Annotated in this window: 20 protein-coding genes; 5 read left to right on the top strand and 15 right to left on the bottom strand. The window is 70.0% G+C overall.

The window, feature by feature from the left end; translation table 11 throughout:
- Positions 1-109 precede the first annotated feature (109 nt).
- Both ACWCRB_RS25975 and ACWCRB_RS25970 read right to left on the bottom strand, forming a co-directional pair.
- Positions 110-1,108, bottom strand: coding sequence for an inorganic phosphate transporter (locus tag ACWCRB_RS25975; protein ID WP_369036129.1), 999 nt, complete (start codon positions 1,106-1,108; stop codon positions 110-112).
- 7 nt (positions 1,109-1,115) lie between these two features.
- A complete protein-coding gene (locus ACWCRB_RS25970; RefSeq protein ID WP_235477082.1) occupies positions 1,116-1,736 on the bottom strand; it encodes a DUF47 domain-containing protein in 621 nt (206 codons plus the stop codon).
- Positions 1,737-2,010: 274 nt separating this feature from the next.
- Between ACWCRB_RS25970 and ACWCRB_RS25965 the strand changes: the two genes are divergently transcribed.
- Positions 2,011-2,331 (top strand): metal-sensitive transcriptional regulator, encoded by a 321-nt coding sequence (locus tag ACWCRB_RS25965; RefSeq protein ID WP_235477083.1) that lies wholly within the window; start codon positions 2,011-2,013, stop codon positions 2,329-2,331.
- Positions 2,332-2,382: 51 nt separating this feature from the next.
- Here ACWCRB_RS25965 and ACWCRB_RS25960 read toward each other — a convergent pair whose 3' ends face one another.
- The 11 genes from ACWCRB_RS25960 to mshD all read right to left on the bottom strand — a co-directional run bounded on the left by ACWCRB_RS25960 (position 2,383) and on the right by mshD (position 12,477).
- The gene (locus tag ACWCRB_RS25960) at positions 2,383-2,571 is read right to left on the bottom strand and encodes a hypothetical protein (RefSeq protein ID WP_450998318.1); all 189 of its coding nucleotides are present in this window, start codon (positions 2,569-2,571) and stop codon (positions 2,383-2,385) included.
- Positions 2,572-2,725: 154 nt separating this feature from the next.
- The gene (locus ACWCRB_RS25955) at positions 2,726-3,571 is read right to left on the bottom strand and encodes a hypothetical protein (RefSeq protein WP_450998317.1); all 846 of its coding nucleotides are present in this window, start codon (positions 3,569-3,571) and stop codon (positions 2,726-2,728) included.
- A 307-nt stretch (positions 3,572-3,878) separates the two neighbouring features.
- Positions 3,879-4,301, bottom strand: a complete 423-nt coding sequence (locus tag ACWCRB_RS25950) for an NUDIX hydrolase (protein WP_450998316.1) — start codon at positions 4,299-4,301, stop codon at positions 3,879-3,881.
- Positions 4,298-5,443, bottom strand: a complete 1,146-nt coding sequence (locus ACWCRB_RS25945) for a CHAD domain-containing protein (protein ID WP_450998315.1) — start codon at positions 5,441-5,443, stop codon at positions 4,298-4,300. The genes ACWCRB_RS25950 and ACWCRB_RS25945 overlap by 4 nt, the downstream gene beginning before the upstream one ends.
- Positions 5,424-7,655 (bottom strand): RNA degradosome polyphosphate kinase, encoded by a 2,232-nt coding sequence (locus ACWCRB_RS25940; RefSeq protein WP_450998314.1) that lies wholly within the window; start codon positions 7,653-7,655, stop codon positions 5,424-5,426. The genes ACWCRB_RS25945 and ACWCRB_RS25940 overlap by 20 nt, the downstream gene beginning before the upstream one ends.
- A 298-nt stretch (positions 7,656-7,953) precedes the next feature.
- Entirely contained in the window at positions 7,954-8,940 is a 987-nt protein-coding gene (locus ACWCRB_RS25935) for an ABC transporter permease (RefSeq protein WP_450998313.1), read from the bottom strand.
- Positions 8,937-9,941, bottom strand: coding sequence for an ABC transporter permease (locus ACWCRB_RS25930; protein WP_450998312.1), 1,005 nt, complete (start codon positions 9,939-9,941; stop codon positions 8,937-8,939). Before ACWCRB_RS25930 ends, ACWCRB_RS25935 begins: the two co-directional genes overlap by 4 nt.
- Positions 9,938-10,138 (bottom strand): hypothetical protein, encoded by a 201-nt coding sequence (locus tag ACWCRB_RS25925; protein WP_450998311.1) that lies wholly within the window; start codon positions 10,136-10,138, stop codon positions 9,938-9,940. The genes ACWCRB_RS25930 and ACWCRB_RS25925 overlap by 4 nt, the downstream gene beginning before the upstream one ends.
- Positions 10,135-11,019: an ABC transporter ATP-binding protein gene (locus tag ACWCRB_RS25920; RefSeq protein ID WP_450998321.1), complete on the bottom strand. Its 885-nt coding sequence runs from the start codon at positions 11,017-11,019 to the stop codon at positions 10,135-10,137. Before ACWCRB_RS25920 ends, ACWCRB_RS25925 begins: the two co-directional genes overlap by 4 nt.
- A gap of 11 nt (positions 11,020-11,030) precedes the next feature.
- Positions 11,031-11,417 carry a GntR family transcriptional regulator gene (locus ACWCRB_RS25915; RefSeq protein WP_450998310.1) on the bottom strand — a complete coding sequence of 129 codons (387 nt, stop codon included), beginning with the start codon at positions 11,415-11,417 and terminating at the stop codon, positions 11,031-11,033.
- A 115-nt stretch (positions 11,418-11,532) separates the two neighbouring features.
- Positions 11,533-12,477 (bottom strand): mycothiol synthase, encoded by a 945-nt coding sequence (mshD, locus tag ACWCRB_RS25910; protein ID WP_450998309.1) that lies wholly within the window; start codon positions 12,475-12,477, stop codon positions 11,533-11,535.
- 190 nt (positions 12,478-12,667) lie between these two features.
- Here mshD and ACWCRB_RS25905 point away from each other — a divergent pair, with 190 nt between their 5' ends.
- The 3 genes from ACWCRB_RS25905 to ACWCRB_RS25895 all read left to right on the top strand — a co-directional run bounded on the left by ACWCRB_RS25905 (position 12,668) and on the right by ACWCRB_RS25895 (position 16,857).
- Positions 12,668-14,488, top strand: coding sequence for a bifunctional metallophosphatase/5'-nucleotidase (locus tag ACWCRB_RS25905; RefSeq protein WP_450998308.1), 1,821 nt, complete (start codon positions 12,668-12,670; stop codon positions 14,486-14,488).
- Positions 14,489-14,883: 395 nt separating this feature from the next.
- The gene (locus ACWCRB_RS25900; protein ID WP_369036141.1) at positions 14,884-15,012 is read left to right on the top strand and encodes a hypothetical protein; all 129 of its coding nucleotides are present in this window, start codon (positions 14,884-14,886) and stop codon (positions 15,010-15,012) included.
- Between the two features lie 66 nt (positions 15,013-15,078).
- Entirely contained in the window at positions 15,079-16,857 is a 1,779-nt protein-coding gene (locus ACWCRB_RS25895; protein WP_450998307.1) for an ABC transporter ATP-binding protein, read from the top strand.
- Here the strand turns inward: ACWCRB_RS25895 and ACWCRB_RS25890 are convergent.
- On the bottom strand, positions 16,815-17,537 hold the full coding sequence (locus tag ACWCRB_RS25890) for a response regulator transcription factor (RefSeq protein ID WP_450998306.1): 723 nt from the start codon (positions 17,535-17,537) through the stop codon (positions 16,815-16,817). The genes ACWCRB_RS25895 and ACWCRB_RS25890 overlap by 43 nt on opposite strands.
- 172 nt (positions 17,538-17,709) lie before the next feature.
- Entirely contained in the window at positions 17,710-19,821 is a 2,112-nt protein-coding gene (locus ACWCRB_RS25885; RefSeq protein WP_450998305.1) for a pectinesterase family protein, read from the bottom strand.
- A gap of 194 nt (positions 19,822-20,015) precedes the next feature.
- On the opposite strand from ACWCRB_RS25885, the gene ACWCRB_RS25880 reads away from it, so the two are divergent.
- A complete protein-coding gene (locus tag ACWCRB_RS25880) occupies positions 20,016-20,993 on the top strand; it encodes an AraC family transcriptional regulator (protein ID WP_450998304.1) in 978 nt (325 codons plus the stop codon).
- Positions 20,994-21,084 lie beyond the last annotated feature (91 nt).

Raw genomic sequence — 21,084 nt, 5'->3', positions numbered from 1 at the left:
GGGGCTTGGTCTTTCAGCGCCGGCCCGCATTTCCAGCCCGTCCGGCGTTTGAGGACTAGGCCCGTTCAGGGCCGTAGGGGGGTCTGGGGGCGGCAGCCCCCAGGTCCGGCTACAGGAACGCCAACCAGACGACCCCGTAGCCCGCCGCAGCCACCAGCCCCGCTGCCGGCATCGTGATGAACCAGCCCAGGACGATGTTCTTGGCGATGCCCCACCGCACCGCCTTCACCCGCTTCGTCGCGCCCACGCCCATGATCGCCGAGGTGATCACGTGGGTCGTGGAGACGGGGGCCTTGAAGAGGTACGCCGTGGCGAACATGATCGACGCGCCTGTGGTTTCCGCTGCGAAGCCCTGGGGTGGGTCCAGTTCGATGATCTTGCGGCCCAGGGTGCGCATGATGCGCCAGCCGCCCGCGTACGTGCCCAGGGACAGGGTCACCGCGCAGGCGATCTTGACCCAGACCGGGATCGGGTCGCCGTAGTCCTCGACGTCCGCGATGACCAGGGCCATCACCACGATGCCCATCGTCTTCTGGGCGTCCTGGAGGCCGTGGCCCAGGGCCATGCCCGCCGCGGACACTGTCTGGGCGATGCGGAAGCCTCGTTTTGCCTTCGACGGGTTCGCTCGGCGGAAGATCCACATGATTGCCGTCATGACGAGGTAGCCGGCCAGCAGGCCTACCAGTGGGGAGACGAACATCGGGATGACTACCTTGTCCAGGACCCCGGACCAGTAGACCTTCGTACCGCCTGCCAGCGCCGCTCCCACCATGCCGCCGAAGAGGGCGTGGGAGGAGGACGACGGGAGGCCGAAGTACCAGGTGATCAGGTTCCAGGTGATCGCGCCCACCAGGGCGGCGAAGAGGATCGCCATGCCCGAGGAGCCCTCGGGTGTCTCGATCAGGCCCTCGCTGACCGTCTTCGCGACCCCGCTGCCCAGGAACGCCCCGGCCAGGTTCATCACCGCGGCCATCGCCAGGGCCGCCCGGGGTGTCAGGGCACGGGTCGACACGGACGTCGCGATCGCGTTCGCCGAGTCGTGGAAGCCGTTCGTGTACGTGAATCCGAGCGCGACCCCGATGGTCACGATCAGTGCGAAGGTGTCCATGTAAGGGTCAGGACTCCTTGACCGCGATGGTCTCCACCGTGTTCGCCACGTGCTCGAAGGCGTCTGCAGCCTCCTCCAGCACATCCACGATCTGCTTGAGCTTCAGCACCTCGATCGCGTCGTACTTGCCGTTGAACAGGTGTGCAAGAAGCTTTCTGTGGATCTGGTCGGCCTGGTTCTCCAGGCGGTTGACCTCGATCCAGTACTCCGTGAGGTTCTCCATCGTGCGGAGGTTCGGCATGGCCTCCGCCGTCAGCTCCGCCGCCCGCGCCAGGACCTCGATCTGCTGCTCGACGCCCTTGGGCAGTTCCTCCACGTTGTAGAGGACGACCAGGTCGACGGCCTCCTCCATGAAGTCCATGATGTCGTCGAGGGACGATGCGAGCGCGTAGATGTCCTCGCGGTCGAACGGTGTGATGAACGAGGAGTTCAGCTGGTGGAAGATCGCGTGTGTGGCGTCGTCACCGGCGTGTTCCGCGGCCCGCATACGCTCTGCGATCTCGGCCCGGCCGGAGGCGTCCGCCCCGAGCAGTTCCATGAGGAGTCGCGAGCCCGTGACGATGTTGTCCGCGGACGCGGCGAACATGTCGTAGAAGCTCGTCTCCCTGGGGGTCAGACGAAATCGCACTTGGGGTCCTCGGAGTCCTTCGGGTTCGGTCAGGCTGATGCTAGGCGCAACATCCGGCCACGGCTAACGGGTCGTCCCCCAGTGTCGCCCATCGGACAGCGTGGGCTGCACAGTGGTCTACACCTGGGTGAAACGACGTCCGGGCCGCCTGATCGGCACCGGGCAAGGGCCCTATACCCAGCAAAGTTGGTTACCATATACCCGGCAGGGGTATATGGGCGCTTTTGTGTCTCATGTTTGTTCGACGGTGCTTGTTCAACGGGAGGACCACGCGATGACGACCACCGAGGCCGGCGCGGAGACGCACGACGTCGTGCACGGGTATCACAAGCAGAAGGACGAGCACCTGAAGCGGCTGCGCCGGATCGAGGGGCAGATCCGCGGGCTCCAGCGGATGGTCGACGAGGACGTCTACTGCATCGACATACTCACCCAGGTCTCCGCCTCCACCAAGGCCCTGCAGTCCTTCGCCCTCCAGCTCCTGGAGGAGCACCTCCGCCACTGCGTCGCCGACGCGGCCCTCAAGGGCGGTACGGAGATCGACGCGAAGGTGGAGGAGGCGACCAAGGCGATCGGTCGTCTGCTGCGTACCTGAGCCACCAGGCGTCCAGGCCTGGGGCCGTCCAGCCTGGGGCGCCGTCGCTTTTCAGCCAGGCGTCGTGACCTTGCGTCCCTCGCGCTCCTCCGCCACCTTCAGCACCTCGTCGATGCTCTCCAGACTGAGCCGCTCCTCCTCGGCCGCCGAGGCCGCGATGATCAGCTCTCCGCACAGCTCGATCTCGGCGAGGGCCACGTGGTCCTGAACTGCCGTACCGCCGACCGGAGCCACGTGCATCACCTCTTCTCTGCCGTCACCGCTTCCTAGAGTAGGGAGTGGTCTACACACCGCGCATGGCACGGACGGGCTAGTCCTTGCGCTACGGCGGACGCAGCACGGGCGGGCCGGGTTGCTCGCCCGGCTCACCTTCCCCCATTTCCGGACGGCAGTCTCACTGCTCGGCGATCCGGCCCGCGTAGATGTCCGCAGGCCGCGGCAGCCGTACGTGCACGGGGGCCCCGAAGTCGTACAGCAGCGTCGTCGAGGCGACCGCGACCGTGCCCTTGTGCTGCCCGTTGACGAAGCTGAACCGGTGCAGGAGCTTGCGGATACGGCCCTCGTCGTCGAGGTAGGCCTCGAAGGGGACCTCGGCGGTGGCGAACCCTTTCGCCGCCGCTCCCAGCGGGCCCCTGTTGCCCGGTGAGGCGCTCTTCGCGGCCTTGGCCAGGTCGGCCGTGCCCTTGTAGTGCCGCACCTCGGTGCCGCCGACCCTGGTCCGGCCGACGTAGGTCGCCTCGCGCGTCCCGCGCAGGACCTCGGCGGCGGCGAACGGGTCCGTGGCGCCGCCTGTCACCAGGTTGCCGTCGGACAGGGTCGCCGTGTCCACCCGTACCCATTTGTCGGCGGGGACGCCCGCACCCCGGTTCTTCATGAACAGGGCGCCCGGGGCGAGGAGTTCGGTGATCGGGCGGTGCGGGCTGGCGCCCGCCGGGTCCTGGGGGAGGAGCACCTTGAGGCGGCCGAGCTGCTTGCCGTAGTCGTAGACGCCCTCGCCCCGGATGGTGACCCGGGTGCCGCCGGTGGCCATCTCCATGGAGGTGGTGGTCCGGGAGGTGCCCGCGTCGACCAGGGCCGCGGCGGCGCCGTGCAGGACGCGGATCGCGTCGGTGGCCGGGCGCGCGTCCCCGGTGGTGGCCTCGCCGCCGCCCGTGCAGCCGGTGGCGCAGAGCAGAAGACCCGTTGTCACGGCGGCCGTCACGACCGCCCCGTTCGCTCGCCAGTGCCGCCGCCGGTCCATCGCCGCCCACCCCCAAGCCGGGCCGTCGGTCCACGGCCCCTGTCGTTCCGCTTAACGAGGGGTGGGGGAGGTTGTCACGCGGATACCAGCCCTTTACTCGGGTGTGGGTACCGTGGTCGGTGTGGCGCAGCAGGATCGAAGCGAATCGGCTCAGTTCCCCGAAGAACACTCCGTTTCCATGGTGGAACACGGGCCTTTCTGCTTCGCGAGATGCAGCTGCGGCTGGCGTGGACCGGCCCGCCGGGCCCGCAGCATGGCCCGCACGGACGGCAAGGGCCACCAGGGGGACATGCCCTAGCCGCCCCGGCTAGTGGCTCCGCCGCAGGGCCACTGCCTCGTCGACCAGGTCCCTGTCGCGGGGCTGGGTCAGGCGTTCGCGGGCCGCCGCCGGGGGCAGCCAGAGGATGAGGTCGACCTCGTCATTCGGGGCGAAGGCGCCCGAGACGGCCTCCGCCTCCCAGTAACTCACCTGCTTGGGGCGGCCGTTGACCTCGTAGTGGGTGGTCGTGAGGGGGGCGCCGGGGGCGGCCTCGTAGCCCGTCTCCTCCTCGACCTCGCGCAGGGCGGCGGCGAGGGTCTCCTCGTCGTGCTTCAGCCGGCCCTTGGGGTGCGACCAGTCGTCGTACTTCGGGCGGTGGACCAGGCAGATCTCCAGGCCGCCGTCCACCGGCGAGCGGCGCCACAGGACGCAGCCCGCCGCGAATACGGGGCGTTCGTCGGCGGACGTCACCTCGTGCTCATCGCCTTCTTCTCCCAGGACTGCTGGAACGCGAACCGGGCCGCCTCGACCTCGTGGCGCTGGTCGGCGTGGAGCACGCCGAGGGCGTACGCGGTCGCCGGGGCGATGCGGGGGGTGCGGGCCGCCGCTGCGGCTGCGGCTGCGGCCTCGGAGGCGTCGCGGTGGCGGTTGAGCGCCGTGCCGGCCGTCAGCATGCGTACGTCGACGCGGGCCTCGTCGCCGTCCAGGACCTCGTGGGCGTAGCGGCGCAGGCGCAGGAGGAGGCGCACGTGGTGCCAGGGGGCGTCCTGGGGGTGGGGGGCCGGGTCGGGGGAGAGGCCGTGGATGAGGGCCTCGGCGTTGTAGGGGTGGCCGGCGGTGAGGAGGGGGAGGGCGGTGACGGCGTCGCAGAGGCGTTCGTCTGCGGCGGCGGCCAAGGGACGTAGGTCGGTGGGGTTGGTGGTGGCTGCGGGGGTCAGGGGGACCTCGCTGGCCAGGACCGCGACGTTGTCGGCTACCGCGTGGAAGCGGCTTGAGCCCAGGGCTTGTAGGGCTGCCGAGTGGGATCGGGTGCGGGCGAGGGTTAGCTGGCGTTCGAGTAGGGCGCCTGCTTTTGCGGCGCCTACTGTCAGGTTGCTGCGGTCCGGGGTGGCCGGGTGGGTCGGGGGGCCGGCGGTGCCGGGTGCCGCTGTGCCCACCCGTTCCGCCCCAGCGGAACGACTGCCCACAGCGGGGGCGGTTCGGCTGCCCACAACGGCGCTTGCGCCCGCTTGGGCCGGGAACGGTACGGCCCCCGACAAGCGCTGAAGCGCCAGTAGCAGGCGTTCCAAGCGGGCCGCGTACGCGTGCTCCCTTGCCAGCGTGCCTGACAGCCACGCCAGTTCGGGGTGCATCGTCTCCGACCAGGTGGGGTCGAGGAGCGGGCGGAACGTGTGGAGGGTGCCCGTGATGCGGCGGGCCGCGTGGCGCAGCGCGCGGGCCGCGTCCACGGGTTCCTCCGCCGGAGGGGCGGAGGAGGCCGTGCCTGTCTCCCTGTGCAGGCGCAGGGCGCGGAGGAACTCCGTCGCCTGCGCCCTCAGGTAGTCCGCCAGGGCGTCGGCGGTCACGGGTCCGGCCGTCGTGGGGTCGGTCGGTTCAAGGTGTTGCTGTGCCACGCCTACGCCTCCGGGCGTCTATGAGCATCTCCTGGACGTGCCGCAGTGGGTGGCCCTCGGGGTCCGTCGCGTGCCGGGTCCACTCGCCGTCCGGGCCCAGGTGCCAGGACTGCGTGGTGTCCGACATACCGGTTTCCAGCATCCGGTTGAGCGCGGCCCGGTGGGCCGGGTCCGTGACCCTGACCAGTGCCTCGATGCGGCGGTCGAGGTTGCGGTGCATCATGTCGGCGCTGCCGAACCACACCTCGGGCTCGCCGCCGTTGCCGAAGGCGAAGACCCGGGAGTGTTCGAGGAAGCGGCCGAGGACGGAACGGACCCGTATGTTCTCGGAGAGGCCCGGCACCCCGGGCCGTACGGCGCAGATGCCGCGGACCCAGACGTCGCACGGGACGCCTGCCTGGGAGGCGCGGTACAGCGAGTCGATGAGCGCCTCGTCCACCATCGAGTTGACCTTGATGCGGACATACGCGGGACGCCCGGCACGATGGTGCTGGACCTCCTTGTTGATCCGCGCGATCAGGCCGTCGCGAAGGGACTTGGGGGCGACGAGGAGGCGGCGGTACGTCTCTCGGCGGGAGTAGCCGGACAGGCGGTTGAACAGGTCCGAGAGGTCCGCGCCCACCTGCTGGTCGGCCGTCAGGAGGCCCAGGTCCTCGTACAGGCGGGCTGTCTTCGGGTGGTAGTTGCCGGTGCCGACGTGGGAGTAGCGGCGCAGCGTGTCGCCCTCCTGGCGGACCACCAGGGACAGCTTGCAGTGGGTCTTCAGGCCGACGAGGCCGTACACGACGTGGCAGCCGGACTCCTCCAGCTTGCGCGCCCACTTGATGTTGGCCTGCTCGTCGAAGCGGGCCTTGATCTCGACGAGGACGAGGACCTGCTTGCCCGCCTCGGCGGCCTCGATGAGGGCGTCCACGATCGGGGAGTCGCCCGAGGTCCGGTACAGGGTCTGCTTGATGGCGAGAACGTCGTCGTCGAGCGCCGCCTGCTCCAGGAACGCCTGGACGGAGGTCGAGAAGCTGTCGTACGGGTGGTGCAGGAGCACGTCCCGTTCGCGCAGGGCGGCGAAGATGTCCGGGGCCGACGCCGACTCGACCTCGGCCAGGTCGCGATGGGTGCCCGCGATGAACTTGGGGAACTTCAGCTCGGGCCGGTCGAGGGAGGAGATGCCGAAGAGGCCGGTGAGGTCGAGGGGACCCGGCAGCGGGTACACCTCCGCCTCCGTGATCTTCAACTCCCGTACCAGCAGGTCGAGTACGTACCGGTCGATGGACTCCTCGACCTCCAGACGCACCGGCGGCCCGAAGCGGCGCCGCATCAGTTCCTTCTCCAGGGCCTGGAGGAGGTTCTCGGCGTCGTCCTCCTCGACCTCCAGGTCCTCGTTGCGGGTGAGGCGGAAGGCGTGGTGCTCCAGGACCTCCATGCCGGGGAACAGCTCTTCGAGGTGCGCGGCGATGACGTCCTCGATGGGCACGTACCGGCTCGGGGAGGCCTCCAGGAAGCGGGACAGCAGCGGCGGCACCTTCACGCGCGCGAAGTGGCGGTGTCCGCTCACCGGGTTCCGTACGACCACCGCGAGGTTCAGGGAGAGACCCGAGATGTACGGGAAGGGGTGCGCGGGGTCGACGGCCAGCGGGGTGAGGACCGGGAAGATCTGGTGGCGGAAGAGGGTGAACAGGCGGGCCTGCTCCTTCTCCGTCAGCTCGGCCCAGCGGACCAGGTGCACGCCCTCCTCGGCGAGCGCCGGGGCGACGTCCTCCTGGTAGCAGGCTGCGTGCCGGGCCATCAGCTCGCGGGAGCGGGCCCAGATCATCTCCAGGACCTCGCGGGGCTGGAGGCCGGAGGCGGAGCGGGTGGCCACGCCGGTGGCTATGCGGCGCTTGAGGCCGGCCACCCGGACCATGAAGAACTCGTCCAGGTTGCTGGCGAAGATCGCGAGAAAATTAGCCCGTTCGAGGAGGGGCGTGTTGGGATCCTCGGCCAGTTCGAGCACCCGCTCGTTGAACGCGAGCCAGCTGCGCTCCCGGTCGAGGAAGCGGCCCTGCGGCAGCAGCTCGCCGTCGTAGGGCGCCTCCTCGTACTCGTCGAGGTCGGCGTCGATGTCCGGCTCCAGGTCGGAGACCACGGCCGACACCGTGTGCGGCCGGTGGGAGGTCAGGGAACCGACGGACGGCTGGGCGTGCTGTACCTGCGACTGGGCGTTTGGCTGGCTCATGACCCCATTGTTCCGCGCCTGGGCCGGGACGGGCGCGTCGGAACGCGCGGGCGGGAGCGCGGCCGGGACCGTCTGGGCGGCTCCGGTCCCGTGGGTGCCCTCTGCGGGCGGTGAATGCTCAGGCACGGCGGGCGTCATTGGGTGAGCCTCGCAAGCCTGGCTGAATCACTGGTTACGAGGACATGACGTGCGGGATATCGGGGGGCGGCTCGCAGGGGTGATCACCCGCACTGGCGGGGTGCGCGTATGCCCCTTCTCCCCGGTGGAAGGGGCATACGCGGACAGGGTCCCGGGGTTCTCAGGCCGTGCGGCGGCGCAGCAGCCAGAAGGCGGCGGCCGTCGCGGCGGCGACGAGGGCGAGGACGATGCCGGTCTCCATGAGCTGGAGGGGCCAGAAGTGGGAGGTCGGGTGGTAGTCGCGGTAGTAGCCGACGATGCCGCGGCCGGCGCGGCACGCCTCGCCGGCGCAGTAGGGCTCCGGTACGCGGGAACCGTCGGCGAGGACGACACCGTCGCGGACGACCATGCCGATCCACTGCGGGTACCCGGTCGTCCGGGTCACGGTCTCGACCGGCCACAGGTGCGGGCGCAGGTCGCCGAGGACGCTCGTGAGGGTCAGCAGGGACAGGACGGCGACACCGAGGGCGGGCAGCGACCGTCGTACGAGCAGACCCGAGAGGGCGCCGACGGCCAGGCCGAGCAGGGCGTACGCGGTGGCGAGGGGGCCGTTGGCGACGTAGCTGTTGCTCAGGTACCACTCCCAGGTGCCCATCGACCCCCACAGCTCGCTGTGCTTGTCCCACATCAGGCGGTGCAGGAGGGTGAGGAGGACGGTCCCGGTGACGAGCAGTGCGGCCGGTACGGCGAGCTTGGCGGCGAGCCAGCGGGCCGGGGAGACCGACTGGGTCCAGGCCAGCCGGGCGGTGCCGTTCTCCAGTTCACGGCTGATCAGGGCGGCGCCCGCCCAGGCGGCGGTGAGAAGGGGGACGAGGTTGATCAGGCCGCTGCCGACGGACACGGTGGTGTCGAGGAGGAGAGGGTCTCCGAAGTAATCGCAGGCCCGTCTCACGGTCCCGTCGTGGCAGCCGGCCGCGGTGAACTCGGCGAAGGCCCCGTCGAGCGCGAATCCATAGGCCCACAGCAGCGCCCCGCCGGCCACGGCGACCAGCAGCAGCCAGAACCAGAGGGCCGAGCGGTGCAGGATCAGCATGGCCCCGGGCAGGCCGTGGGGGTGCCGGCGGGTGCGTTGCGGCGCGGGGGCGGCGAGTGCGGTCGTGGTGGTCATACGGCGGCTCCCGTGCGGCGTCTGATGAGGGCGAAGGAGATCAGCGCGGCCACCGTCGCGAGGGCGAGGAGGATGCCGGTCTCCACGAGCTGGAGGGGCCAGAAGTGCGAGGCCGGGTGGTAGTCGCGGTACACACCGGCGACGTCGTGACGGGCGACGCACGGGGCCTTGTCGTCGCAGAACAGGTCGGGGATGCGGGCGCCGGTCGAGGTGTAGGAGCCCTTGGCGACCGTCAGGCTGCCGTCGTCCTCGAACCCGACGGCGCTCGTCCGGGTCACGGCCGGCCACAGGTGCGGACGCACGGACTGGAGCTGCTGTACGACGATTCCCATGCCGACGATCCCGACGCCGAGCGCGGGCAGCGAGCGGCGCGCGACCAGGCCCGCGAGGACGCCGAGGGCCAGGCCCAGCAGGGCGTAGGCGGTGGCGAGGGTGCCGTTGGGCTCGAAGACCTGGCTGTCGTACCAGTTGTAGTTGCCCTGGCGCAGTTCGCCGGTGGCCGACCACATCAGGCGGTGCAGGACGGTGAGCAGGAGCATGCCCGCGGTGATCAGTACGGCGGGCAGGGCGAGCTTCGCGGCCAGCCAGCGGACCGGGGACACGGACTGCGTCCAGGCCAGCTGGGCCGTGCGGTCCTCCAGCTCGCGGCCGATGAGCGAGCCGCCCGCCCAGGCCGCGATCAGGAACGGGGCGAAGAAGACGAGGAGGCTGCCGAGGACGACGCCCGAGTCCCAGCGGTTCCCGGCCGGTCCGAGCATGTCGCAGCCGAGGTCGGGCCCGCTGCCGTCACGGCAGCCCGAGGCCGCCAGTTCGTCCATGGCGGCGGTCGCGCCCGGGCCGTACGCCCACAGGAGCACGCCGGCGGCCACGGCGACGTACAGCAGCCAGAACCAGAGGGCGGAGCGGTGGACGCGCAGGAGGGCCCAGGTGAGGCCGTGGGGGCGGTACAGGCTGCGGGACCGCTTCCGCGCCGGAGCCTCGGCGGAGGCGAGGGCGGTCATACGGCGGCCCCCACGGAGGCGGCCGAGGCGGCCGCGCCGGGCTTCTGCGCCGGGGTCTCGGCGGCCGTGGGGGCGGCCGAGGTGTCCGTGCCGGGCTTCTGCGCCGGGGTCTCGGCGGCCGTGGGGGTGGCCGAGGTGTCCGCGTCTTCTGTGCTGAGCTTCTGCGCCGGGGGCTCGGTGGCGGTCAGGGCGGTCATACGGCGGCCTCCACTGACTCGGCCGCGTTTTCGGCACTGAGCTGCAGCGACGGGGCCTCGGGGGAGCGGAGATGGGCCAGGACCAGTTCCTCCAGCGTGGGGGTCGCGCTCTGCCAGGTCCCGGCGAGGCGGCCCCCGGGGCGGATGAGGGCGGTCGTCTGGCGGCCCGTCGTACGGGACTCGATCACCGTGTGCCCGTCGAGGTCGGCGGCCGGGCCGGTGACCAGGGTGTGGGCGGCGATCAGGTCGTCCAGGTCACCGGCGAGGCGGACCCGGCCGGCGCCGATGAGGAGGACGTGGTCGCAGGAGCCCTCCAGCTCCGAGACGACGTGCGAGGACATGACAACCGTGGTGCCGTTGTCGGCGGCGTCGGCCATCAGGGTGCCCATCAGCTCGTGCCGGGCGAGCGGGTCGAGGTCGGCCATCGGCTCGTCCAGGAGCAGCAGTTCGGGGCGCTTGCCGAGGGCGAGGGCGAGCGCGACCCGGGTGCGCTGGCCGCCGGAGAGGGTGCGGATTTTGGCGTCGGGGTCGAGGGCGCCGTCCGTGACGATGCGTTCGGCGACGGTCCTGTCCCAGCGTTGGGGGTTCAGCTCCTGGCCGTAGCGGAGGGTGTCCTCGACGGTGAGCTGGGGGTGCAGGGGCTTGTCCTGGGCGACGTACGCGACGCGCTCGCGGGCCGCCGCCGGGCTGGTGCCGAGGACGGTGAGCGTGCCCTCGGTGGGCCTGAGCAGACCGGCCGCGAGGGCCAGCAGCGTCGACTTGCCTGCGCCGTTGGGCCCGACGACCGCGCAGACGCGCCCGGCCGGCAGCCGGAACGCGCACTCGCGCAGCGCCCAGCCCTTCCGCCGGCCGAACCGCTTGCCCAGCCCGGCCGCCTCCATGGCGGTGTCGCTCATCCCTGGTCCCCCTTGAAGTGCGTGTCGAGTACGGAGTTGAACAGCGCCGCCACGTCGTCCCGTTCGAGCCCGGCCGCGCGGGCCCGGTTGGCCCAGTCGTCGAGTTCGGCGCCGAACGGGGAGTCCGCCGGGGCCGCCCCCAGCGACTTCCGGACGAACGTGCCGAGGCCCCGGCGGGCCTCGACCAGGCCTTCGCGCTCCAGTTCGCGGTAGGCCTTCAGGACGGTGTTCGGGTTGATGGCGGTGGCCTCCACGACCTCACGGGCCGTGGGGAGCTTGTCGCCGGGTTCCAGCAGGCCCAGGCGCATGGCCTGTTTGGTCTGCTGGACGATCTGGAGGTAGGTGGCGACGCCGGTGCGCCTGTCGATGCGGTACTCGACCACGCGTACAACCACCCTTTCACTAATTGAGTAGTGAAAGGGTGAACCAAGAGAGGGGGCGGTGTCAAGATCACCGCCCCCAGAGATCAAAAAGTGGGCTCGCAGGAAAAAATGTGGGTCAGGACTCCGTGCGGTACATGAGGTCCGTCTCGTGGGTCGCGAAGCCCAGCCGCTCGTACAGCCGCACGGCTGCCGTGTTGTCCGCGTCGACGTACAGCATCGCCGTGGGCAGGCCCTTCCCCGCCAGGTGGCGCAGGCCGATCGTCGTGAGCGCCCGGCCGAGGCCGCCGCCCTGGGCTCCCGGGCGCAGGCCGATGACGTACACCTCGCCGAGGCCCTCCGCCGCGTGCGTCTTCGTCCAGTGGAAGCCGATGAGTTCGCCCTCGCGGAAGGCGAGGAAGAAGCCCTCCGGGTCGAACCAGGCCTCGCCCTTGCGGTCGTCGAGGTCGCGCTGGGTCAACGAGCCCTGTTCGGGGTGGTGGGCGAAGGCGGCGGCGTTCACCGCGAGCCAGGCCGCGTCGTCCTCTCCGGGGACGAAGGTCCGTACCCTCACGTCCGTCGGGAGCTTCGGCTCGGGCAGGTCCAGGTCGGTCAACGGGCGCCGCAGCTGGCGCAGTTCACGGAACAGGGTGAGGCCGAGGACCTGGGCGAGATGCCGGGCGGCGGAGTGGCCGCCGTGCGCCCAGACGCGCAGCCGCTTGCCGGAGGCGGCCAGCAGGGCCGAGCCGAGGGCGCGTCCGTGTCCGTGGCCGCGGTGGGCCGGGTGGACGACCAGTTCGGCGGCCGGGGCCTCGACCGGGTCGGTGTCCTCCAGCTGTGCGTAGCCGACGAGTTGGCCGCCGACGGAGAGGAGGAAGTGCGACACGCCCTCGCGGGCGCCCCCGCGCAGCTGCAGCCGCCCCTGCTCGGACACCGCCTGCTGGCCGTCGGTCCGGGCGGCATCCGCGAGCAGCGCGAGAACGGCGTCGGCCTGCCCGGGGGCGAGGGCGGCCAGGGTGTCGATGGAACGAGACAGGACGGGGGGTCCGGGGGGGCCGGGGGGCGCGGTGTCGTCGCTGGTCATGGCTACGAGGGTAAGGCCTGCCCGATTCGTGGTGAATCTCCCGAGGAGGCAACCGTTCCGTAACCCTGAACCCCTGTCGCGCTACGCGCGTTGACCCTAGGCTGCGCCGGGACGGGACCGAATTCTCACGCACTTCTTACGTCCGTTTCGGGCGTCCCTTCCTCTCCTCTTACGAACTTCAGGGGGGCACATGCCAGCCACACCCCAGCCGTACCACCGCCGCAGACGCCGTACACGCGCGCTGCTCGCCACCGCCGCCGGTATCGCCACGGTCGGCGCGCTCGCCGCCGCGCTCCCGGCCAGCGCCGGCGAGAGCACGTACAAGCCCGGCGGGCACGGCCACAGCAAGCCGAGCCGCTACCAGGACGTGCAGCTGCTGTCCTTCAACGACCTGCACGGCAACCTGGAGCCGCCGTCCGGCTCCTCCGGCCGGGTCACCGAACTCCAGGCCGACGGCACGACGAAGACGATCGACGCGGGCGGTGTCGAGTACCTCGCCACGCACCTTCGCACCGCGCGCGAGGGCAACCCGTACTCGATCACGGCGGCCGGCGGCGACATGGTCGGTGCCTCCCCGCTGATCTCGGGCCTCTTCCACGACGAGCCCACCATCGAGGCGCTCAACGGCCTTGAGCTGGACGTCACCTCGGTCGGCAACCACGAGTTCGACGAGGGCGCCAAGGAACTGGCCCGCCTGCAGAACGGCGGCTGCCACCCGGTCGACGGCTGCTACGTCGAGGGCGAGAAGTTCTCGGGGGCCGACTTCCCCTACCTCGCGGCGAACGTGCTCAACGAGAAGACCAACAAGCCGATCCTCAAGCCCTACTGGGTGTGGAAGAAGAACGGCGTCAAGATCGGCTTCATCGGCGTGACGCTCGAGGACACCCCCGGTGTCGTCTCCGCCGAGGGCGTGAAGGGCCTCAAGTTCAAGGACGAGGTCGAGACGATCAACAAGTACGCCAAGGAGCTGGAGAAGCAGGGCGTCAAGTCGGTCGTCGCGCTGATCCACGAAGGCGGTCTCCCGGCCTCGTCGGCCTACAACTTCGACTGCGACGCGGCGGGCGGCGGCTCCGGTATCTCCGGCCCGATCGTCGACATCGCGAAGAACATCACCCCGAAGGTCGACGCGCTCGTCACCGGCCACACGCACTCCGCGTACGCCTGCACGATCGACGACCCGTCGGGCAAGCCCCGCACGGTCACCTCGGCCGCCGCCTTCGGCCGCCTCTACACGGACACCACGCTGACGTACGACCGCTGGACGGGTGACATCGCCCGTACGGCCGTCTCCTCCGCGAACCACGTGGTCACCCGGACCGTCGCCAAGGCCCCGGACATGACCGAGCTGATCGCCAAGTGGAACACCCTGGCGGCGCCCATTGGCAACCGCGCCATCGGCTACATCTCCGGCGACATCACCAGCACCGGTACCGAGTCCCCGATGGGCGACCTCATCGCCGACGCGCAACTGGCGTACGGCAAGGGGCTGGACCCGGAGACCGACCTCGCGCTGATGAACCCGGGCGGTATCCGCGCGGGCCTGACCTACGCGGCCAAGGGCACCGAGGGCGACGGTGTCGTCACCTACGCCGAGGGCTTCACGGTTCAGCCGTTCTCCAACACGGTCAACCTCCAGGACTTCACCGGCGCGCAGCTGATCTCCGTACTCCAGGAGCAGGTGAGCGGCACCAACGCGGCCTCGCCGAAGGTGCTCCAGGTGTCCTCTGGTCTCACCTACACGCTTGACCTGACGAAGACGGGCGCGGCACGCGTGATCGCCGACTCGGTCAAGCTGAACGGTGCGGCGATCGACCCGGCCGCCACCTACCGCGTCGCGACGAACAGCTTCCTCGCGGGCGGCGGCGACGGCTTCACGACGCTGGGCCAGGGCACGAACGACCTGGTCGGCACGGACGACCTGGCGGCGCTGGCGGACTACCTGACCGCCAACTCCACGGCCACGACACCGATCGCGCCGCCGGCGGCGAACCGGATCACGATCGTGCAGTAGCGTTTGATGGTTACATTTCAAAGGGCCCAAGGCTTGTCGCCTTGGGCCCTTTGTCATGCCCGTAATAAGACCTGTGTGAATTGCCGATCGGTTCCCTGGATGTCCTGAAAATCGGTCTCAGCTGCAATTAACCGAGGTCTAAGCGGAATTGGCTTTTTTCTCTTCTCGGGTCCCGTAATGTTTTCCATGTCGAAAGCAAACAGCAACGGCAGAAGGAGCAAACCATGAGCTTCAAGAAGATCGCCCCGGTCAAGAAGGCCCGCAAGGCCGTCCCGGCGCCGAAGAAGGCCGCGCCGAAGAAGGTCACCCCCAAGCGTCGGCCGGTCGCCCATAAGGACTGACATAGCAAACAGCAAGCAGCAAACAGTTAATTCACAACCCGGGAGGGAATTCCTATGAGCTTCCACAAGATCGCCCCCGTCAAGAAGGCTGCCAAGCCCGCCGCCCCCGCGCCGAAGAAGAAGGTCCTGAAGAAGGCCGCGCCGAAGAAGGTCCAGCGCCGTCCGGTCGGGCACCAGGGCTGAGGCCCGCTGTGAGGCGGGGCCACCGGACAGGTGGCCCCGCCTCAGCCATGTAAGGAAGGAGTGACCATGAGGGAAGTCCGCGAGGCCTTCCGCCGGTTCTGGCCGTTGACGCGCGGCGACCGGAAGTGGCTGGTGGCGATCGTCGCGTGCGTGGTGGTGTCCGCGCTGGCCGAGACCGCCGCGATCCTGCTGTTCGCGGAGCTGACGGACAACGCCCTTGAGGCCGGTTCCCTCTCCGCCTTCTGGGGCCCGGCCGGTGCCTGGCTGGCCGTCGCCGTGCTCGGCGCGCTCGTCGGCTACGCCGGCAACTCGCTCGCCACCTGGACCGCCGAGAGATTCGTGCTGCGGCTGAGGGCGGGCGTCTTCCGGCACGTCCAGGATCTGCCGCCCGACTTCTTCCAGAAGCACCGCCAGGGCGACCTGGTGGAGCGTCTGACGGGAGACGTCGAGGCTATCGAACAGATGGTCGTGTCGGGTGTCGTCGGCACCGTCTCCGCCGCCTTCTCCGCCCTCTTCTACTCCGCCGCCGCCCTCTGGCTGCGCTGGGACCTCGCCCTGGTCACCTTCTTCCTGGCCCCCCTCTTCCTCCTCGCCGCCCGCCGCTTCTCCGGGCGCATCAGGACGGCGAGCCAGGACGAGCGGGTCGCCGACGGCGCGATCACCTCGGTGGTCGAGGAGTCCCTCGGCAACATCGTCCTCACCCAGGCCTACAACCGCCGCCGCGACGAGGAGAAGCGCCTCGACCGCGAGGCCCGCGCCTGGATGCGGGCGAGTGTGCGCGGGGCGCGGCTGAGCGAGATGTACGAACAGTTCGTCGAGGTCGTCGAGACGCTGTGCGTGCTGACGGTGATCGGGCTCGGTGTGTGGGAGATCTCCGCCGGGCGTATGTCCCTGGGCGCGCTGCTCGCCTTCGCGGCCTTCGTCGGCTACCTCTACCCGCCGATCCGCAGTCTCGGTCAGCTCGGTCTGACCCTGACGGCGGCGACCGCGGGCGCGGAACGCCTCGGCGAGCTGCTTGACGCCGAACCGGCGGTCGCAGACCCGGTCGCGCCGGTCGACGCATGGCCGGTACGCGGCTGGGTCAGCGTCCACGGGGTCTCCTTCACCTACCCCGGCACGGACCGGGAGTCCCTGAGGGACGTGACCTTCACCGCCGCCCCCGGCGAGCTGGTCCTGATCACCGGAGCGAGCGGCGCCGGAAAATCGACCCTGTCGAAACTCCTCACCCGCTTCTACGACCCCTCGTCCGGCGTGATCTGCCTGGACGGCGTCCCGCTGACCGACGTACCCCTCGCTTTCCTGCGCGAGAACGTGGCCCTGCTGCCGCAGGAGACACTGATCCTGCACGGTTCGATCCGCGAGAACATCGAGTGCGGGCGGCCCGGCGCGAGCGACGCGGAGATCGAGGCGGCGGCGCGGGCGGCCGACGCCCACGACTTCGTCGCCGCGCTCCCGGAGGGGTACGGCACGCGGATCGCCCCCGGCACGGCCACGCTCTCCGGCGGGCAGTTGCAGCGGATCGCGATCGCGCGGGCGATGCTGCGAGCCGCGCCCGTACTGGTCCTCGACGAGCCGACGGCCGGGCTGGACTCGATCGCCGCCCGCCGGATCGTCCCGGCGCTGCGCCGGCTGATGACGGGCCGTACGACCATCATGATCACCCACGATCTGAGCCTCGCCCCGGACGCGGACCGCATCCTGGTCGTCGACGGGGGCCGCCTCGCGGAGACGGGCACGCACGACGAACTGATGGCGCGGGGCGGGGTGTACGCGCGGCTGGCGTCACCGTCGCCGGCGGCCGCCTACCGCCCGGAGGAGACGTTGACGTTGGCCCTGAGGGTGTAGCCCAGCCCTCGTACCGTGTGGATGAGCCGGGGTTCGCCCCGGCTCTCCAGTTTGCGGCGCAGGTACATGACGTACACGTCGAGGGTGTTGGAGGTGGGCTCGAAGTCGAAGCCCCAGACGTCCTTGAGGATCTGGACGCGGTCCAGGACCAGGCCGGGCCGACGCAGCAGGTATTCGAGGAGGGCGAACTCGGTCTTGGTGAGGTCGAGCCGGCGGTCGGCGCGGGTGACGGTACGGGTCCGCGGGTCCAGATGGACGTCCTCGAAGGTGAGGCCCGCGAGTGGTGAGGGCGGGGGGACGCGTTGTGGGCTCCGGCGCAGTAACGCCCGTACCCGCGCGAGGAGTTCCTCGATGGCGAAGGGCTTCATCAGGTAGTCGTCGGCGCCGTTGTCGAGCGCGACGATCCGGTCCCCGACGGCGTTCCGTCCGGTGATCATCAGGATCGGGACGGTGCATCCGGAGGCCCGCAGCCGCCGGGTCGCGGCGAGCCCGTCGAGGCCCGGCATGGTGACGTCCATGAGCACGAGGTCGGGTGCGGTGTCCGGTGCGGACACACAGGCGAGGGCCGCGCGGCCGTCCCCGGCGAGGACGGTCTCGTACCCCTCGAACCGGAGCACCCGGTCGAGCCCTTCACGTACGGCCGCGTCGTCATCGGCCAGCAGGATCTTCCGCGTAACCATCCGTACAACGTGGTGGTACGGGCTGTGGTGGGCCTGGGAAAGGGGTGTGGAGGGGCTGGGGAGGTGGGGCGCGCGTGGTGTGGTGGTGAGGCCGGGGAGCGCGGCACCGACGTGCGCTCCCTTGGGCGTCGGTGCCCCGCTCCCCGGCCGGTCTTCAGGGGGTGTACGTCGGTCAGCCGGCCGTCGGCGTCCAGTCGCCCAGCCAGTCGGCGACCTCCTGGCCGGTGGCCTGGGCGTCGGTCAGCTGCGGGCGGTTGCTGCTCGCGGCGCCCGAGCCCGCGCCGGTGTTCTTGTACTCGGCGAAGCGGTCGTCCTTCCAGGAGAAGCCACCCATGTCGGACCAGGGGGTCGCCGTCTTGATCGCGGCGCTGAGGCTGGAGTTGCGGACCGTGGTCTGCGGGTCGAGGGCGGCGTCGCCACCGGCGTGCCAGTTGCGGCCGAGGAAGAAGCTGCCTGCGGTCACATCACCGTTGACGGTGGTGCTGTTGATCAGGATGCCCTTGCGGTGGGCCGGGGTGCTCGGGGCGGTGATGTAGCCGCCGGAGGTGCCGTCCCAGCGCTTCTTCAGCGTGATGACGGACTTGTCGACCACGACGGTCGCCCGCCCGAAGATGAAGTCGACGTTGCCGGTGACATAGGAGTTGGTGAGGTAGACGCGGCCGAGGGCGTCCTTGCCGGCGGTCTCCAGCTCCAGGGTGTCCTGGTCGCCGTTGACGATGAGACTGTCGAGGACGATCTTGTCGGCGCCGGTGCGCAGGGCGACGGCCTGGTGACCGGCCTGGCTCTGGTTCTTGGCCTCGTCGAAGTCGTTGGTGACGGTGAGATTGCGGACCTGGGAGTCGTCGGACTCGACGGCGAGGGTCGCGCTGCCCGGGGTGCCGTAGGTCCCCGACCCGTCGGGCTTCTGGGTGCCGGCCGAGTTGCCGTACACGATGACGGTGTCCTTGCGGCTGCCGCCGGTGCCCTGGATGGTGACGTGCGGCTTGTTCGACGGCACCTTCACGACCTCGCGGTACGTGCCCGGCTTGACGGAAATCACCACGCGGGAGGCGTTGTTGGCGGGTACGGCGTTCACGGCGGCCTGGACGGTCCTGTACTGGGCGGAGCCGTCGGCGGCGACGGTGAGGGTGGCAGCGGCGGCGGTAGTGGTCGCGGCGGCCGCCTTGGCCACTGAACTACGGGGGCCTACACCGGACTTGAGGAGCGCGGGCACGTCGGCGGCCTTGTCGAGGGTGTAGCTGTAGTACTTCTTGGGGTCCCAGGCGGCGCCGGACCCACCGCTTTCATTCTTGCCGGTGGTCCCCGAGAAGACGTTGCCGCGCTGGACGACGGTGGCGGTCGCGTCCCGGACGACGGGATTGGTCAAGCCCTGGAAGTAGGAGTTCTCCAGCACCATGTTGGTCTTGCCACGGGAGTAGTTCCCGTACGAGGACTTGATGGTGGTGCCCGCCTCGTCCTCCAGGTAGTTGTTGTAGAGGTGCGCGTGGGCCACGTTGTCGGTGGACGGGTTGCGCTGCTCGGTCTCACGGATCCAGTTGTGGTGGATGGTGATGTCGGCGGTGGTGTTCTCGGTCCACCCGATGCCGAAGGCCTTGTTCTCCTGGCTCAGCTTGTTCCAGGAGACGGTGAGGTAGGTGGTGTCCTTGCGGCTGTCGATGAGCCCGTCGGCCATGTGACGAAGGTCGTTGTGGTCGATCCACACGTGATGCGCGCCGTCCATCTGGATGGCGTCGAAGTCGTGCTCCTTGTCGTTCCAGACACCCTGATACGCGTCCCGGATCGTCAGGTTCCGGATAATGACGTTGTGGACCCCGGTACCGAGGAAGAACCCGCCACCGACGATGTGCCCGGAGGTCCCCGCCCCGATGATGGTCTTGTCGGACTGGACCTTGATCTCTTTCCCGACGGGGTCCATGTTGATGGTCGCGGCGACGACGATGATGTAGGGCTCGGCCGCGGTCGCGTACTTCTCCAGGTCGGCGAGCGTCTTCACGGTGACCGTCTGGCCGTCCCGGCCGCCGTAAGTCCCGTTCTGCCCGAGGGCGTTGACCGAGGCGAAGCCGTTTGCGACGTCGGTGACACCGGCGAGCGCGGAGGTGGCGGCGGTGGCGGCGGTAGCGGCGGAGGCCTTCGGCTGCGCGTCCGCACCGAACACACCGAAGACGCCCCCGTAGGCCATGGCTCCGGCGGAGGCCAGGGCCAGCGGTACGCCGACGACCAGGGCGGATCTGCGCCGACGGTGACGGCTGCGACTGCGGGGCGGCTTGCTGCGGGTTTCGCTCACGACGGCTTCCGATCAAGTGAGGGGTTAACTGGCGGGAGAGCCATGTCACTTGGCTGTCGCAGCCGGGGGCGGAAAGGTTGCCGTACTGCGGCGGGGAAGATCTGGAGCGGAGACAGGGACCGGAGACAGGGACCGGAGACCGGGGACCGGGGGGCGGAGCAATGGACCGGAGATCGGGGACGGAGGGAAGCGGAATGATCGGGACGGTGTTCCGTACGGACGACGTACCTGCGGGGGACAGGTTCGACTACTGGCAGGAACTGGTCGGCCGGACGCGCTCCAGCGCACTCGTCAGTGACCACGCCGCCGAATTCTGGGCGGAGCAGCGGCTGTTGGAGCTGGGCCCGGTGGTCGTGAGCCAGATGTCGTTCAAGCCGACGCGCTACCGACGGACTCCGAAACTGGTACGCCAGTCCGACCCCGAGCTGTACCACCTGACGCTGCTGATCGACGGCGGCCTGGCACTCGACCACGCCGGGCGCGAAAGCACGTACACGTCACGTGACCTGCACCTGGCCGACAGCTCACAGCCGTACGACGTGAGATCGGCGGACGACAGGCAGGGAGGCGTCGTCACGGGCATGGCCGTGGACTTCCCCAAGGCGCTGCTGCCCCTGCCGCCGCACCGGGTACGGGAGTTGCTGGGCCGGAACCTGCCGGGGCGGGAGGGGGTCGGTGCGCTGCTCGCGGACTTCGTCGTCGGCCTGGACCGCCAGGCCGACACGCTCCAGCAGTCCGACGCGCCGCGCCTGGGCACGGTGGTCCTGGACCTGCTGTCGGCGTGGTTCGCGCAACTGCTGGAGGCGGAGGGTGAGTTGTCGCCGGAGACGCGGGGCCGGGCAACGGTGAAACGAGTCATGGGATTCATCCGGCAGAACCTCCACGACCCGGAACTGACCCCGCCGGTGATAGCGGCCGCCCACAACATCTCGCTCAGCTACCTCCACCGCATCTTCCAGCAACAGGCGGGCGGCGAGACGGTGGCGGCCTGGATCCGCCGCAGACGCCTGGAGAACGCACACAGGGACCTGGCGGCGGAGTCGTTGCGCGGCACGCCGATCCATGTGATCGCGGCCCGCTGGGGCTACCAGCGCCCGTCGGACTTCACAAGGGCGTTCCGCGCCGAGTACGGAATGTCACCGAGGGAACACAGACAACAGAGGCTGCCCTGAGGGGAGTAGACGCAGGGCCAAGAAAGTGTGCACCGCCTGCGAACGACAAGGGCAAGCCACCCAGGCATTGTTGATCTCGCAACGGGGGAAA

This window comes from Streptomyces sp. NPDC002156, from assembly GCF_053593675.1.
This window is presented reverse-complemented; position numbering and strand designations above follow the sequence as displayed.